This is a genomic window from Sphingomonas endophytica, from assembly GCF_001476895.1.
GTDB classification, from domain to species: domain Bacteria; phylum Pseudomonadota; class Alphaproteobacteria; order Sphingomonadales; family Sphingomonadaceae; genus Sphingomonas; species Sphingomonas endophytica_A.
On sequence record NZ_LDTB01000010.1, the window covers coordinates 15,755 to 31,267 of the forward strand.

11 protein-coding genes are annotated in these 15,513 nt (G+C 68.0%); 8 read left to right on the forward strand and 3 right to left on the reverse strand.

Going from position 1 to position 15,513, the window contains the following annotated elements:
- The first annotated feature begins 47 nt into the window (after positions 1–47).
- The 5 genes from yghU (at position 48) to NS334_RS04265 (ending at position 6,606) form a co-directional block, all read left to right on the forward strand.
- Positions 48–929 (forward strand): glutathione-dependent disulfide-bond oxidoreductase, encoded by an 882-nt coding sequence (gene yghU, locus NS334_RS04245; RefSeq protein ID WP_058754742.1) that lies wholly within the window; start codon positions 48–50, stop codon positions 927–929.
- A gap of 51 nt (positions 930–980) precedes the next feature.
- The gene (ppk2, locus tag NS334_RS04250) at positions 981–1,745 is read left to right on the forward strand and encodes a polyphosphate kinase 2 (protein ID WP_241491802.1); all 765 of its coding nucleotides are present in this window, start codon (positions 981–983) and stop codon (positions 1,743–1,745) included.
- An 83-nt stretch (positions 1,746–1,828) separates the two neighbouring features.
- Positions 1,829–3,148: a metal-dependent hydrolase family protein gene (locus tag NS334_RS04255; RefSeq protein ID WP_058754743.1), complete on the forward strand. Its 1,320-nt coding sequence runs from the start codon at positions 1,829–1,831 to the stop codon at positions 3,146–3,148.
- 40 nt (positions 3,149–3,188) lie between these two features.
- A complete protein-coding gene (locus NS334_RS04260) occupies positions 3,189–5,243 on the forward strand; it encodes an alpha/beta hydrolase family protein (RefSeq protein WP_058754744.1) in 2,055 nt (684 codons plus the stop codon).
- Positions 5,244–5,463: 220 nt separating this feature from the next.
- Complete coding sequence (locus tag NS334_RS04265) at positions 5,464–6,606, forward strand: 1,4-beta-xylanase (RefSeq protein ID WP_058754745.1); 1,143 nt, start codon at positions 5,464–5,466, stop codon at positions 6,604–6,606.
- A gap of 19 nt (positions 6,607–6,625) precedes the next feature.
- On the opposite strand, the gene NS334_RS04270 is transcribed toward NS334_RS04265, so the two are convergent.
- The gene (locus tag NS334_RS04270) at positions 6,626–9,712 is read right to left on the reverse strand and encodes a PAS domain-containing protein (protein ID WP_083500246.1); all 3,087 of its coding nucleotides are present in this window, start codon (positions 9,710–9,712) and stop codon (positions 6,626–6,628) included.
- 75 nt (positions 9,713–9,787) lie between these two features.
- Positions 9,788–11,599, reverse strand: coding sequence for a M61 family metallopeptidase (locus NS334_RS04275; RefSeq protein WP_241491803.1), 1,812 nt, complete (start codon positions 11,597–11,599; stop codon positions 9,788–9,790).
- A gap of 185 nt (positions 11,600–11,784) precedes the next feature.
- Between NS334_RS04275 and NS334_RS04280 the strand changes: the two genes are divergently transcribed.
- Positions 11,785–12,792, forward strand: coding sequence for an SDR family oxidoreductase (locus NS334_RS04280; protein ID WP_058754746.1), 1,008 nt, complete (start codon positions 11,785–11,787; stop codon positions 12,790–12,792).
- 70 nt (positions 12,793–12,862) lie between these two features.
- Entirely contained in the window at positions 12,863–13,252 is a 390-nt protein-coding gene (locus NS334_RS04285) for a response regulator (protein ID WP_058754747.1), read from the forward strand.
- Here NS334_RS04285 and NS334_RS04290 read toward each other — a convergent pair.
- The gene (locus NS334_RS04290; protein ID WP_193752998.1) at positions 13,246–14,103 is read right to left on the reverse strand and encodes an SGNH/GDSL hydrolase family protein; all 858 of its coding nucleotides are present in this window, start codon (positions 14,101–14,103) and stop codon (positions 13,246–13,248) included. The two genes, NS334_RS04285 and NS334_RS04290, sit on opposite strands and share 7 nt — an antisense overlap.
- Before the next feature lie 192 nt (positions 14,104–14,295).
- On the opposite strand from NS334_RS04290, the gene NS334_RS04295 reads away from it, so the two are divergent.
- Positions 14,296–15,381, forward strand: coding sequence for an acyltransferase family protein (locus NS334_RS04295; RefSeq protein ID WP_058754749.1), 1,086 nt, complete (start codon positions 14,296–14,298; stop codon positions 15,379–15,381).
- Positions 15,382–15,513: the final 132 nt, after the last annotated feature.

A 15,513-nucleotide genomic window follows, 5' to 3' on the forward strand; every position in this document is an offset into this window, starting at 1 on the left:
CCCGGCCGCCCACATGCGACGGTACGATGCGATCAGGAGTGACACGGATGGCGGACGACCAGGGCGCAAACAATCTGCCGACGGGCTACGTCCCCCCGGCGGTGTGGACGTGGAACCGCGACAACGGCGGCAAGTTCGCCAGCGTCAACCGTCCGGTTTCCGGCGCGACCCACGACCGCGCGCTGCAGTTCGGCGAACATCCGTTGCAGCTTTATTCGATGGGCACGCCGAACGGGCAGAAGGTGACGATCATGCTCGAGGAACTGATCGCCGCCGGTCATGCGGAGGCGGAATATGATGCCTGGGCGATCGACATCGGCAAGGGTGATCAGTTCGGCAGCGGCTTCGTCGCGGTCAACCCGAATTCCAAGATCCCGGCGCTGGTCGACCGATCGACCAACCCGCCCACCTCGCTGTTCGAGAGCGGGTCGATCCTGCTGTATCTGGCCGAGAAGTTCGGCGCGTTTCTGCCCGCCGACGGGCCGGCGCGCGTCGAGACGATCAACTGGCTGATGTGGCAGATGGGATCGGCGCCGTTCGTCGGCGGCGGGTTCGGGCATTTCTACTTCTACGCGCCGATCAAGATTCAATATGCGATCGATCGCTACGCGCTGGAAACCAAGCGCCAGCTTCACGTGCTCGACACGCATCTGGCGAACCGCGACTATCTGGCCGGCGATGCCTATTCGATCGCCGATATCGCGGTATGGCCATGGTATGGCGCGCTGCTGAACGGCGCCTATGACGCGCAGACCTTCCTGTCGGTCACGGAGTATCCCCATCTGGCGCGCTGGGCGGAGCGGATCGGCGCGCGCGAGGCGGTGAAGCGCGGGCGGATCGTCAACCGGCTGTCGGGCGCGCCCGGCACGTTCGTCGCGGAACGGCACAGCGCCGCGGATATCGACCACGCGCTCACCGCAACGGGCTGATCCGGCGGAACGAAAGCCGGGCCATGCTTCTTCTCCCGGCAAAGGAGGCGCATGGCCATGTCGAAGGACGATTACGAACACGATCTGGAACAGGCGCAGCTCGCGCTGGTCGAGGCGCAGCGCGCCGCCGCCGCGTCGGGCGAGCGCGTCGTCATCGTGCTGGAGGGGCGTGACAGCGCGGGCAAGGACGGCGCGATCAAGCGGATCGTCGAGCATCTGTCGGTGCGCTATACGCGCGTCGTCGCGCTGCCCAAGCCATCGGACCGCGAACGCTCGCAATGGTATTTCCAGCGCTATGTCGCGCATCTGCCGGCGGCGGGCGAGATCGTGATCTTCAACCGCTCCTGGTACAATCGCGCCGGGGTCGAGGTGGTGATGGGCTTTTCGACCGAAGCGGAGCAGGCCGAGTTCCTGCGCGACGCCCCCGATTTCGAGCGGATGCTGGTCGAAAGCGGCATCCGGCTCATCAAGCTGTGGCTCGACATCGGCAAGGACGAACAGGCCGAGCGGCTGGAGGCGCGGCGCACCGATCCGCTCAAGCAACTCAAGGTGTCCGACATGGATGCGGTGGCGCAGGATCGCTGGGACGCCTATTCGGCCGCGCGCGACACGATGCTGGTCCGCACGCATACGCCGCTGGCACCATGGCATTGCGTTCGCGCCGATCGCAAGAAACCGGCGCGGATCGCGATCCTGCGCCATCTGGTCCATCGCATCGCGCCGGCGACGATCGCCGCCGAGGTGCCGCCAGCCAATCCGGACATTCTCTTCTCGTTCGAGGCGGATGCGCTCAAGGACGGACGGCTCGCCCCCTGATGCCCGGGGCATGATCGTCGCCCGTGCAAATGCTTGCCTTGGTGCGCAACCTCGGCAAGCATGCGCGCAAAAGGGGATGAGCGATGATCAAGGGGCTTCTGTTCGGGCTGGTGGCGGCCATCGCACCGGCAGCGATCGCGACGGCGCAGACCGCGCCGGGCGCGATCACCTATATCCAGGCGGGCACCCTGCTCGATCAGCCCGGCAGAACGCCGCGCGGCCCCACCACGATCATCGTTCGCGACGGGAAGGTCGCCGAGTTGCGCGATGGCTTCGTCGCGCCCGAGGCGGGCGCAACGCTGGTCGACCTGCGTGACGCGTTCGTGCTGCCGGGAATGGTCGACATGCACGTCCACCTCTGGGGCATCGGCGGCGATCCGATGAAGGCGCGACTGGGTGCGCTGAACCGCGACCGGTTCGACGACGAGATGACGGCGGTGGCGAACGCGCGCACCACGCTGAACGCCGGCTTCACTTCGGTGCGCGATCTGGGCGGCGACCCGCGCGGCATCCGTGCGCTGCGCGACGCGATCGACGCCGGGACGGTCGAGGGGCCGACGATCACCAATGCCGGGGAGATGATCTCGGTCACGGGCGGGCATGGCGATGCCGGCAACGGTCTGGCGGAAACGTTCGCCGATGCGGTCCACGCGCATGACGTGAACGTGTGCGACGGCCCCGACGATTGTCGCCGCGCGGTGCGCGCGCAGGTCGGGCTGGGTGCGAAGGTCATCAAGTTCGCGGCGACCGGCGGCGTGTTGTCGAACGTCAGCGGTGGCCTCGGCCGTGCGATGACGCCCGAGGAGATGCGCGCGATCATCGATACCGCGCACGCGCTGGGCCGGAAGGTCGCCGCACACAGCCATGCGGCGGAGGGGACGAAGGCCGCGCTGGAAGCGGGCGTCGATTCGATCGAGCACGGCACGTTCCTGGATGACGAAACGATCCGGCTGTTCAAGGCGAAGGGCGCGTATCTGGTTCCGACCGAGATCGCCCCGGTCGCCGCGCTGGCGCAGGCGCGCGGCGGCGCGCTGCCGCCCGCGACGATCGTCAAGGCCGAACAGGCCGCCGCCGCGATGGCGGCCAATCATCGCCGCGCCTATGCCGCCGGGGTGAAGGTGGCGTTCGGCACCGACACCGGCGTGTCGAAGCATGGCGACAATGCCAGCGAGTTCGCGCTGCTGGTGCAGAACGGCCTGACCCCGGCGCAGGCGATCGCCGCCGCCACCGTCGGCGCCGCCGACCTGCTGGGGCGTGACGATATCGGGACGCTCGCGCCCGGCAAGACCGCCGACATCATCGCGGTCGCGGGCTCCCCGCTTCAGGACGTCACGCGGCTCCAGCACGTCGATTTCGTCATGCATCGCGGAGTGGTCGCGAAGATGAAGCCCGGCAGCCTCTGATCGCACCTCGCCCCCTGCCCTCCAGCCAAGGAACCACTTCGTGCGTCTTGCCCTGATCGTCGCCCTGCTCGCCTCCACCGCCGCGCCCGCACTTGCGCAACAGCAACCGAACGCCGCTCCCGCCGACGCGCCGACCCGCGCCTTTACCGGCAGCGACCTGTTCGGCCTGTCGATCGCCGCCGATCCGCAGATCAGCCCCGATGGACGGACGATCGTCTATGTCCGCCGCAGCGCCGACATCATGACCGATCGCATGGCATCGTCGCTCTGGCTGATCGATGTGGCGACGGGCCGCCAGTCACCGTTCGCGGCGCAGGGATCCAGCCCGCGCTGGTCCCCGGACGGGACGCGGGTCGCCTATGTCGCCGCGGACGGCAACGGATCGCAGCTCTTCGTCCGCTGGCTGGCGACCGGTGCCAGCGCGCGCGTCACCGGCTTTCCCGGCGATCCGCAGGCGCTGGCCTGGTCGCCGGACGGAACGCGGTTGGCCTATGTCGCGACCGTCGCGGGCGACCCGACGACGCTGGGCAAGGCGCCGCCCAAGCCGGAGGGCGCGAAATGGGCCGAGCCACTGACGGTCATCGACCGGATCACCTATCGCAACGACGGCCCCGGCTACGTCAAGCCGGGGCGCGACCACCTGTTCGTCGTGGCGGCGGACGGCGGGGCGGCGCGGCAGCTGACCTTCGGCGACTTCGACGACGGCGGGCCGCTGTCGTGGACGCCGGACGGGCGCGAGATCGTGTTCGCGGCGATCCGTGGGCCCGGCGCGGACCGGCAGATCCTGAATTCCGACGTGCTGGCGGTCGATGTCGCCAGCGCGACTCTGCGGCAACTCACGACGCGTGACGGGCCGGATGCGCAGCCGGTCTTCTCACCGGACGGCACGAAGATCGCTTGGCTCGGCTTCGACGACAAGCGCCGCAGCTATGAGAATACCCAGCTCTACGTCGGCGACCGCAACGCCGGCACGCCGCGCTCGCTGACCGCGCCGCTCGACCGCGCAATCGAGGAAGCGGTGTGGGCCAGCGACGGGCGAAGCCTGTACGCCAGCTACGACGACCACGGGCAACGCAAGGTCGCGCGGATCGCGCTCGACGGGCGGGTTACGCCGCTGATCGACAATGTCGAGGGCAGTGGGCTGGATCGTCCGTACACGGGCGGCGACTTCTCCGTCTCCCGGGCCGGGACGATCGCCTATACCGGGGGCGATGCCGGCGCACCGGCGGATGTGTGGGTATGGAACGGCGGGAAGGCGCGACGCCTGACGCAGCTCAACGCGGTGATGACCGCCACCAAGTCGCTCGCCCCGGTCCGCAAGATCACCGTCACCGCACCGGACGGTCGTCCGATCGACGCCTGGCTGGCGACGCCGCCGGGGCGTCCGGCCGGCGCGCGCGTGCCGCTGATCCTGGAGATCCATGGCGGGCCGAACAGCGCCTATGGCCCCAGCTTCGCAACCGACGTGCAATTGTATGCCGCTGCCGGCTACGCGGTGCTCTGGACCAACCCGCGCGGATCGACCTCCTATGGCGCGGAGTTCGCGAACCTGATCGACAAGAAATATCCGGCCGATGATTACGGCGACCTGATCGCCGCCGTCGATGCCGCGATCGCAGACGGGACGGCGGACCCCGACAATCTGTTCGTCACCGGCGGATCGGGCGGCGGCGTGCTGACCGCGTGGATCGTCGGCAAGACCGATCGTTTCAAGGCCGCCGCGACGCAGAAGCCGGTCATCAACTGGACCAGCGAGGCGTTGACGATGGACGCCACGCTGTTCACGTCGCGCTACTGGTTCACCAAGCTGCCGTGGGAGGATCCCATGGATTACTGGAAGCGATCGCCGCTCAGCCTGGTCGGCAACGTCAAGACGCCGACATTGGTGGTCGTCGGGAGCGAGGATTATCGCACCCCGGTATCGGAATCGGAGCAATATTATGCGGCGCTCCAGATTCGCGGCGTGCCGACCGCGCTGGTCAAGGTGCCGGGCGCCAGCCACGGCGGCTTCACCGCGCGCCCGTCGCAATCGGCGGCCAAGGCGTCGGCGATCATCGCCTGGTTCGACCGTTACCGGAAGGCGCCGGCAAAATGATCGTTCGGCCCGCTGGCAGGATGCGCCCCTAGAACCTGATCCGCCCGATCGGAACAGGGGGCGTTGCCGTGCTGCCGGCGGGCGGCCATCGCCCGGCATGGGCGCAACGGCCCGCAGATTGCCACCCTTCTATCGTCAGCAAGCATCTGAAATATAATATCATTTAGCGCCGAAGCACAAAACGCGCATAAGCGGGGGCGATAAAGAGGAGAGGGTTGCGATGACGAAGCGGCTGATCTTGCTGGCGACGGCCATGGCGATGACCGCGCTGCCCGCCGCGGCGCGCCCGCGCTGGACCGAGGCGCAGGCCAACGACTGGTATCGCGCGCAACCGTGGCTGGTGGGCGCGAACTACACGCCCGCCTCCGCGATCAACCAACTGGAAATGTGGCAGGCGGCGACCTGGGATCCGCAGCGTATCGACCGCGAACTGGGCTGGGCGCAGGAAATTGGGATGAACACGATGCGCGTGTTCCTGCACGATCAGCTCTGGCTGCAGGATCCCGCCGGCTTTCGCCGCCGTATCGACGAATTCCTGACGATCGCCGCGCGCCATCGCATCAAGCCGCTGTTCGTGCTGTTCGACAGTTGCTGGGATCCGGACCCGAGACCTGGGCCGCAGCATCCGCCGGTGCCCGGGGTCCACAATTCCGGCTGGGTACAGGGACCGGGGATGGCGGGGCTGCGCGACACGCGGCGCTATCCCCGCTACAAGGCGTATGTACAAGGGGTCATCGGCGCGTTCCGGGACGATCGGCGCATCCTCGGCTGGGACGTGTGGAACGAGCCGGACAATGGCGCCGACCAGTATCGGGGCCAGGACGGCAAGGAGCCGCTGGTCCGCGCGCTGCTGGCGCAGGTGTTCGTCTGGGCACGCGATGCCGATCCGACGCAACCGATCACCTCGGGCGTCTGGCAGCACGACGACTGGACGCCCGCCGGCGGCAAGCTGACCGCGATGGAAACGCTGCAATTGCGCCAGTCCGACGTGATCTCGTTCCACGATTACAGCTGGCCGGAAACGTTCGAACGCCGCGTCAGGCAGTTGCTGCCCTACAACCGGCCGATCCTGTGCACAGAGTATATGGCGCGCGGCAACGGATCGACGTTCGATGGCTCGCTGCCGATCGGCAAACGCTACAATGTCGCGATGATGAACTGGGGGCTCGTCAACGGGAAGACGCAGACGCGACTGCCGTGGGACAGCTGGAAGAAGCCCTATGTCCTGGAGGAACCGACGATCTGGTTCCACGAAGTGTTCCGCAGCGACGGCACGCCGTACCGCCGCGCGGAAACCGACCTGATCCGGCGGCTGACCGTCACGCCGACGGGCGCGTCATCGGCGACGCCCCCGACCGGCTGACGGGATCGCGCGGAGAGGCTTACTCCCCGCCTTCGTGCGCCAGCGACCGTTCGCCCGTGCGGTCGTGGAGGATCGCCAGCACGTCGCGCGCGCCATAAGGCTTGGCGAGCAGATGCGCCGAGGGCAGCACCTCGCGCACCATGCCGACATCGCCGCTGGCCACCACGATCCGGATGCCCGGCCGCAGCTCGGCGGCGCGGGCGGCGAGTTCTAGCCCCGACGATCCGGGCAGATGCACGTCCGTCACCAGCACGTCGATCGGCGCGGTCTGCAACGCGGCCATCGCTTCCTCGGCACTTGCGGCATCGACCACGACATGGCCCGCCTCCTGCAACACTTCGGCCGTCGCGCTGCGGATCATGGGATCATCCTCGACCAGCAGCACGTTGCGCCGCATCGGTGCCGGTCCCGCGACCGGCGGGACGGCCCGTGGTGCCTGCAGCTCGCGACGCTGCCCCTGATTGGCGAGCACATGGCGGATCTTCCGCGCCAGCGCCTCGCGCGAGTAGGGCTTGGACAGCAGTTCCAGTCCGGCATCAAGCCGTCCGCCATGGACGATCGAGTTTTCCGTGTAGCCCGACGTGAACAGCACCGCGATGTCGGGCAACCGCTCGCGCGCCTTGCGCGCCAGTTCGGGGCTCTTCAACGTCCCCGGCATCACGACGTCGGTGAACAGCAGGTCGATCGCGATCCCGCTCTCGACCACGTTCAACGCGCTCTGCGCATCGACCGCCTTGAGCACGCGATAGCCCAGGTCGCCGAGCATCTCGACCACGGTCGCGCGCACCTCGTCATCATCCTCGACGACCAGCACCGTCTCGGTCCCGCCGGTGATCGGGCCGTTGTCCACCGCGACCTCGACGTCCTCGCTCTCCATCGCACGGGGCAGGTATAGCTTGATCGTCGTGCCATGGCCCGGCTCGGAATAGATGTTCACATGGCCGCCGGACTGCTTGACGAAGCCATAGACCATCGAAAGCCCCAGCCCCGAACCCTTGCCCTCCGCCTTGGTGGAGAAGAACGGCTCGAACACCTTGCCCACGACATCGTCCGACATGCCGCAGCCGGTATCGGTGACCGCCAGCATCACATACTGGCCCGGCGTGACCTCATCATGGCGGCGCGCATATTCGTCGTCGAGGTGCGCGTTGACCAGCTCGATGGTCAGCTTGCCCTGCCCCTCCATCGCGTCGCGGGCGTTGATGGCCAGGTTCAGCAGCGCATTCTCGATCTGACCGGGATCGATGAAGGTGTTCCAAAGGCCGCCGCCGAAGATCGTCTCCACCTCGATCCCCTCGCCGATCGCGCGGCGCAGCATGTCGTCCATCCCACTGACGAAGCGGGTAACGTTGACGACCTTCGGCTCCAGCGCCTGCCGTCGTCCGAACGCCAGCAATTGCGCCGCGAGCCGCGACCCGCGCGAGACGCCTGCCAGTGCGTTGGCGACACGCGCCTCCGCACGCGCATTGCCCGCGATGTCCTTCTGCAACAACTGGAGGTTGCCGGAGACGACCTGTAGCAGGTTGTTGAAATCGTGCGCGACGCCGCCGGTCAGCTTGCCGACCGTCTCCATTTTCTGCGCCTGCGCCAGCCTGCGCTCCGCCTCGTGCCGCGACGCGATCTCCGCGATCACGCGCGTCTCCAGCGTCTCGTTCAGGTGGCGGAGCTGCTCCTCGGCACGTTCGCGATGGCGTATCTGTCGCTCGAGCTGTTCGGCATGGTCGCGCAGCGCCGCCTCGGCCGCGCGTTGGTGCGTGATGTCGGTGTGGACGCCGACCCATTCCGCCACCTCGCCATGCGCGTCGAGGCGCGGCACCGCGCGCACCGCGAAGGTCCGCCACGCCCCGCAGTGCCGCCGGACGCGATGTTCGAAGATGAAGGTCGATTTGCTCTCCACCGCCTCACGCCATGCGGCCACCGACGCCTCAGCATCGTCGGGATGGACGGCATCGGCCCAGCCATAGCCCTGATATTGTTCGGGGGTCTGCCCGGTGAGCATCGCCCAGCCGATCTGTTCGCCGACCATCCGCCCTTCGGCATCATTGGTCCACAATACCCCGTGCATGGCCTCCATCGCGGCACGGAAGCGGGCGTTGCTGGCGTTCAGCGCCTCCTCGCGCAGCACGCGCTCCTCGACGTCCATGACGATGACCTGGAAGCCGGAAACCGCGCCATCGGCATCGCGACGCGGCAGATAGCGGATATCGGTACGCCGCCACGAACCGTCGCTACGGCGGATGACCGCGTCCTCGACGATCGTCTCGCCCGCCAGCGCACGCTCCATCAGCGGGCGACGACGGGCGAAATTCTCCTCGCCGATCACATCGCGCGTATGACGCCCGACCACATCGGCCAACTCGATCCCGAACCATTCGTAATAATGCTGGTTGGCGTAGCGATAGACGTAATCGCGGTCGATGAACGACACCAGCAGCGGCAGCGCGTCCGTGACGGCGCGCAGTTCCGCCTCGCTGGCCGCCAGCCGCCGCTCCAGCGTCAGGCGGGCGGTATTGTCGAGCACCGTGCAGAGCACGCCCCCCACCGATCCGTCGGCCTCGAACACGGGAGTGTAGAACAGGTCGAAGAACAATTCCGCCGGCCGCCCGTCGCGCATCAGCGTCAGCGGCTGATCGCGGTAGCTCACCACCTCGCCCGCGAAGCCGCGTTCCAGGATCGAGCGATTCCAGTCCCAGATCTCGGGGAAGACCACGGCGGCGCTCTTGCCCAGCGCGAAGGGATGATGCGCGCCCGCGATCTCCCGATAGGCGTCATTGTAGAGCATGATGCCGTCGCGACCCCACATCAGCACCTTGGGCACCGGCGAGTTCACGACGTTCGCGACCGTGACGCGCAACGCCGCCGACCACCCGTCGATCGCACCGAGCGGATGGCGCGCCCAGTCATGGGCGCGGATCAGCGCCCCGGTCTCGCCCCCGGCGGCGGGCCATTCGCGCATCGTCTCGCGCGCCGGGCGATCCCGAAGCATCTTCAGCGCAGTGCGCACCACTTCGCTGGCGTTGCCATAGTCGCCGGTCGAGAGACTGTCGGTGATGAACGACTCGAGTTCGGAGGTCAGCGAGACGTTGCGGGAATGCCGTTGAGCCATCACGATATTGTTGGGCGTCGCTTCGCCTGTGTCAATGAGTGACACAGGTAATTCTGTCTTGAATCAATGCGTTTTCTATCCGCCCAGCCATGCCGTGCGGAAGCTGCGCTGTCGCACCGTCAGCTTGCCGCCGGTCGCCTCGACCCGCTCGACTGTCAGGCGCGGATCGGCAATGGCGCGGATCACGCTCGCCCGTTCGCGGCCGGACGCGATGTAACGCACCTCGACCGTCGCCCCCGGACCGACGCGCGCCAGCGCCGCGTCCCATTGTGCGAGCGTCGTGATCGGCGTGCCGCCCAGCGCCACGATGCGCGCGCCGCTGTCGACGCCGGCGCCGTCGAGCGGCGATCCCGGCGCCGGCGCGGACGCCAGCCACACCCCGTCCGCATCGGCGACCACGCGGCCCGCTCCGATCCAGCCCCGGCCGGGCGCGGCGGGACGCAGCACCAGGCCGGCCTGCGCCAGCAGCGGGGCCATGTCGGGCAGCGTACTGCCCGCGACGGAGGCGGCGAAGAACGCGTCGGCGAACGCCGCGTCGCCCGTTACCGCCGCCAGGGCGCGACGCAGGTCGTCGGGGGCGTAGGGCCGCTCGGTCCGTCCATGGGTCCGCCAGAGGTAGCGCATGTAGTCGTCGAGCGAGAGCGTCGGGAATCGCTGGCGGATCGACAGATCCAGCGCCAGCGCGACCACGGCGCCATACGGATAATAGGACAGGTAGATGTCCGGCCCGACGGGATCGTTCGCGGTCGCCGCATCGGCAAAGGGCGCGCGCAGGCTCATCTCCTGCGGCGATCCGTTGCGGCGGGCGGGCGACAGCAGGACGGTGTTGAGCAACCGCGCCAGGTTCCGCGTCCAGGCATCGTCGTCCGACAGCCCGGCACGCCGGATCAGCAGCGGGCCGTAATAGGAGGTGAAGCCCTCAGCGAACCACAGGGACGGCGTTGGATTGGCGCGGCTGAAGTCGAAAGGCTCCAGTTCGCGCGGGCGCAATCGCTCGACGTTCCAGGCGTGGACGAATTCGTGCGCCACGGTGCCGAGCTGATCCTCGTTCCGTCCGTCGAGCGGCGTCGGGCCGCTGACGACGGTGGAGTTGCGATGCTCCATCCCGTCACCGCTGACCTGCGGCATATAGTCGGCCAGGAAGGTGTAGCTGCCATGGTCGAAGCGCGGCCACTCGCCGAACAGTTTGCGATGTTGCGGCAGCAGGCGGCGAACCTGTGCGGCGAAAAGGTCGACATCCGCCGGCGTGCCGGGGTGATGGACCGCCAACCGGATCGTGTAGCGGGCCTTGCCCTCCGCCACCGGCCACTCGCGCACGTCATGGACGCCGATCTCGATCGGGCTGTCCATCAGATATTGCAGGTCGGGCGCGCTGTACGTGCCCGCCGCGCCGGGCACCGGCGGCAGTTGCGTCGCCACCGTCCATGTCCGGTCGGGCGGCACGATCCGCACCGTCACCGGCGCGGCGTCATAACCCGTCGCCCACATCAGCGCGGCGGGCGGGTTCAGGTGCGCATGGGTCGGATCGATCTGCGCATAGGTGCCGTCGCCGCGATTGCCGAACAGCGTGTAGGTCACGATCACGGTGCCATCGTGCCCAGCGACGCTCCACCCATAGGGATCCGTGCGGCTCAGCGGCAGCGGACGACCCGTGCCGTCGGTCGCGGTCACCGCATAGACGTTCTTCGCGAATTCATGCAGCGCGTAGCGGCCCGGTGACGAGCGCGCCATCTGGACGCGGAGCGGGCCGGTCGGCACCCCGCGCCACGTCGCGACGATCCGCGCCTGATGGTGGGCCGCGTCCGGGAAGGACAGGTCATATCGTACCTGCCGCATCTCCGGCGCCGTCGCCGCCACCGGCGCGGCGATCGCTCCGAGCCCCGTCATCCACATCGCCATCCGCATCGCCGTCTCCCCGCTTGCGCGCACCTGAGCACGGACGTGCCGGACGGGCAATCGCCTGATCCGCATCAGCCCCATGCGATCCCGCCTGAACCGAACCGCGCCGACCGGGTTATCGCAGCGACGGTCGAAGGGCTGGATGTGCGATCACCAACACGGGGGATAATGTGATGACGCCGATGCTCAAGCCTTTGGCCGAGCAGGTGATCCTGATCACCGGGGCCAGTTCCGGGATCGGGCTGGCGACCGCGCGGATGGCGGCGCGGCGCGGCGCGCGCGTGATGCTGGTGGCGCGCGATGGCGAGACGCTGGCGCGGATCGCGCGCGAGATCGAAGCGACCGGCGGCAAGGCCGATTTCGCGACCGCCGACGTCGGCGACCTGCGCGACGTACAGCGCGCCGCGACCAAGACGGTCGAGCGGTTCGGACGGATCGATACCTGGGTGAACAATGCCGGCGTCGCGATCTACGCCAAGCTGGTCGACACGCCGATGGACGAGCATGAGCGGCTGATACGGACCAACTATCTGGGCACGGTCCACGGCTGCCTGACCGCGGTAGAGCATTTGCAACGCGAAGGTGGCGCGCTGATCACGATCGGATCGATCGTGTCCGATATCGCGACGCCGGGCATGGGGGCCTATGCCGCCAGCAAACACGCGGTGAAGGGCTATGTCGACTCGTTGCGGATCGAAATCCAGGGTGATCGGCTGCCGATCTCGGTAACGCTCATCAAGCCATCGGGGATCGACACACCGGTCGGCGAACATGCTGCCAACCATCTGGAGGGCGAGGCGCTGATCCCCCCGCCGGTCTATGCGCCCGATCTGGTCGCCGAGGCGATCCTGGACGCCGCGCAGCATCGCCGCCGCGACGTGACGGTCGGCGGGACCGGACGTGCGCAGGTGCTGGCCGCCCAGCACTTTCCCGGTCTGCTCGATCGTCTCGGGCACCGGCTGTTGCCGTGGTTGCACGATCCGGCGCAGCCGCGCACCGCCCGCGACAATCTCGCCGCGCCGTTCGGCGACGGGCGGGAGCATTCTCGGCTCCAGCACGGCCGATCCGTCAGCCTCTACGAAAGCGCCGGACGGCATCGCTTCGTCACCGCCACCGCGATCGGCAGCGGGCTCGGACTGGCTGCGCTTGCGTTCATGCAACGACGCGGAAAAGAGATTTAAAATTGCCTAAAAACAACAGTCTCGCTGACTGGAACATGCAGCCGCATGAACCGTTCGCCTTGCCTCATCGATGCATGTCGGCAGCATGACTCAGCCCTCAGGAAGCACCGTATTGATCGTCGAAGACGAATTGTTCGTCCGGATGATCGGTGCCGATGCGCTGGCGGAAGCCGGCTATAGCGTGCTGGAAGCGAGTTCCGCTGACGAGGCGCTCAACATCCTCGAAACCGCCGGCGAAGTGCAGGTGCTGTTCACGGACATCCGGATGCCGGGTTCGATGGACGGCCTGCAGCTCGCGGAAGTGGTCCACGAACGCTGGCCGCGCATCAGGATCCTGCTGACCTCCGGCGATATCCGCCCAAGCCGCGACGCCATTCCCGATGACGGGAGATTTCTGGCCAAGCCCTATCGCTTCGACAGCCTGTCGCGCGAGCTGAACTCATTGCTGGCAGGTCAATAGCCCAGAAGTTTGTCCACCACGCGGGTGTAGATCGCCGCGATCCGGCCCTGCCCGCCATCCGCGCCCTCGGTCGGATGCAGCCCGTCCTTGAAGAGCGTCTTGTCGCACGCCGCCGCGTCCGGGCCCATCACCGGATCGGCGGCGAGATCGTATACCGCGTCGATCTTCGTGCCGACGGCCGCGCGGATCGCCGCGTTCACCACCGGCCGCCGCGTCTTGTGACGGTTGTCGTAGTCGGGCATCGACGGCATGCAGATCGGCAGGATCGTGCCCACCGCCACCTTTGCGCCCGTCGCCTTCACCGCCGCGACATAGCTCCACAGCGCATCCAGCCACGCCTGCGTCGACGGATATTGTCCGTCGCCCAGGTCGTTGGCGCCGATCAGCAACGTCACCACGGTCGGCTTCTCCCCGACCAGCGTCGGCAGCCGCTGCACCAGTCCGTTGCCACCGCCGGTGTCGCTGATCCGCGCCCCGCCACGCGCATTGCCATAATAGGTCACCGACGGGTGCGCCGCCGCATAGAGGCCGGTGTGCGCGCCGGCCCACATCAGCGAGATCGAATCGCCCTCCGACACGACCGTCAGCGGTCCCGGACCGGCGGAGATCGGCGCGACGGACGTCGGGCTGGGCGTCGGGGCGGCGGTCTGCTCGGGCGCCGCCGACACGGGCGACGGCGTGGGGCTGGGTGTCGGTGTGGGGACCGGCGTGGACGCCGCCGGAACGACCGTCACCGGCGCCGCGGTCGTGGCCGGGCCGCCGCCCCCTCCGCCGCCGCACGCGCAAAGGGCCAGCAACAACATCGACACGCCGGTCATCTTCGCCCCCTGGCGACCATAAGGGAACCGCACGTGTACCGCATTCGCGGCTTCCTGCCCATGACGCATGTGATCGCCTTCTTCCGGTGGCGCCCGGGTTGTGGGAAACACATCTTCCCGCCGGGATCGGTGAGCCATCGGAATAGCCGCGCCGCATTTACGGATCGGTGAGCTAACGTGGCTAACGATTGTAAAGCTTTGGCGGGACGGAAACGGGGATCTGAAATGGACAGCGCGACGACACGGATGCCGCACCTGCCGGTGCTGGACGGGATGCGCGCCGCCGCGATCCTGATCGTGATGCTGGCCCATGCCGGGCTGGGGAAGATCGTGCCCGGCGGGTTCGGCGTAACGATCTTCTTCTTTCTCAGCGGCTTCCTGATTACCTCGCTGCTCCGGATCGAGGCGGCGGAGACCGGCCGAATCGATCTGCGCGATTTCTACTGGCGGCGGACGATCCGCATCTTCCCGCCGCTTTACATCACGATGGCGCTGACGCTGGCCGCCTGCGCGATCGGGCTGCTGCCGATGCAGGTCAGTGCGCGGTCGGTCGTGCTCGACGCGCTGTTCCTCACCAATTACGCGCATCTGTTCGGCCCGGAACAGGGCGTGCCGGTGCCGCTATGGTCGCTGGATGTCGAGGAGCATTTCTACCTGCTGTTCTCCACCGCCTTCGCGCTGGCGTTCGTGCGGATGCCGGCCGCGCGCGCGGCACGCTGGTGCCTGATCGCGTGCGGCGTCGTGCTGGCGATCCGCATCGCCAATGCGGCGCTGCTCAGCGACTATGCCCGCAATTATTACTGGTCGCACACGCGGCTCGATTCGATCCTGTTCGGCTGCTGCCTCGCGCTGTGGAACAGCCCGGCGCTCGATCGCGACGCGTGGCGGCCGCGGCTGACGCATGTCGCGGGGGCCGTGCTGGTGCTGCTCGCCTGCCTCGCGATCCGCGCCGGGCTGTTCCGCGAAACCTTGCGCTATTCGCTGCAAGGGCTGGCGCTGTTCGTCGTCTTCAGCGCCGCGCTCCAGTCGACGGGGCTCGTCGCACGCCTGTTGTCGAGCGCGCCGCTGCGGCTCGTCGCGTTGGTCTCCTACACGCTCTATCTCGCGCACATGCCGATGGCGGTGGCGGTCGAACACGGCCTGGGCATCCACCAGCCGCTGCTGCGCGAGCTGCTGGGGGCGGTGTTGTCGTTCGGTTATGCCGGGGCGATGTACCTGCTGGTCGAGCGTCCGCTCGCGCGCTGGCGCCGTCGTCGCGATGCCCGGCGGCGCGCGCCGATCGCTCCGGCGCTGGCCGCCGAACCGCGCTGATCTTGCGCCGCGACACGGCGGCGCTTATGTGGATGGCGCTACGGCGCCGGTCAGGCGCCGTTAGGCGCGCGCCTTTCCTTTTTCCGTCATCCCGGCTAAGGCCGCGCGCACTCAACGCGAAAGAGACACCGT

Coding starts and splice junctions, on each gene's coding strand:
- NS334_RS04270 (WP_083500246.1), bottom strand. CDS start 9,712: ATGGCTCAACGGCATTCCCGCAACGTCTCGCTGACCTCCGAACTCGAG.
- NS334_RS04275 (WP_241491803.1), bottom strand. CDS start 11,599: ATGACGGGGCTCGGAGCGATCGCCGCGCCGGTGGCGGCGACGGCGCCG.
- yghU (WP_058754742.1), top strand. CDS start 48: ATGGCGGACGACCAGGGCGCAAACAATCTGCCGACGGGCTACGTCCCC.
- ppk2 (WP_241491802.1), top strand. CDS start 981: ATGGCCATGTCGAAGGACGATTACGAACACGATCTGGAACAGGCGCAG.
- NS334_RS04280 (WP_058754746.1), top strand. CDS start 11,785: ATGACGCCGATGCTCAAGCCTTTGGCCGAGCAGGTGATCCTGATCACC.
- NS334_RS04285 (WP_058754747.1), top strand. CDS start 12,863: ATGCATGTCGGCAGCATGACTCAGCCCTCAGGAAGCACCGTATTGATC.
- NS334_RS04265 (WP_058754745.1), top strand. CDS start 5,464: ATGACGAAGCGGCTGATCTTGCTGGCGACGGCCATGGCGATGACCGCG.
- NS334_RS04295 (WP_058754749.1), top strand. CDS start 14,296: ATGGACAGCGCGACGACACGGATGCCGCACCTGCCGGTGCTGGACGGG.
- NS334_RS04255 (WP_058754743.1), top strand. CDS start 1,829: ATGATCAAGGGGCTTCTGTTCGGGCTGGTGGCGGCCATCGCACCGGCA.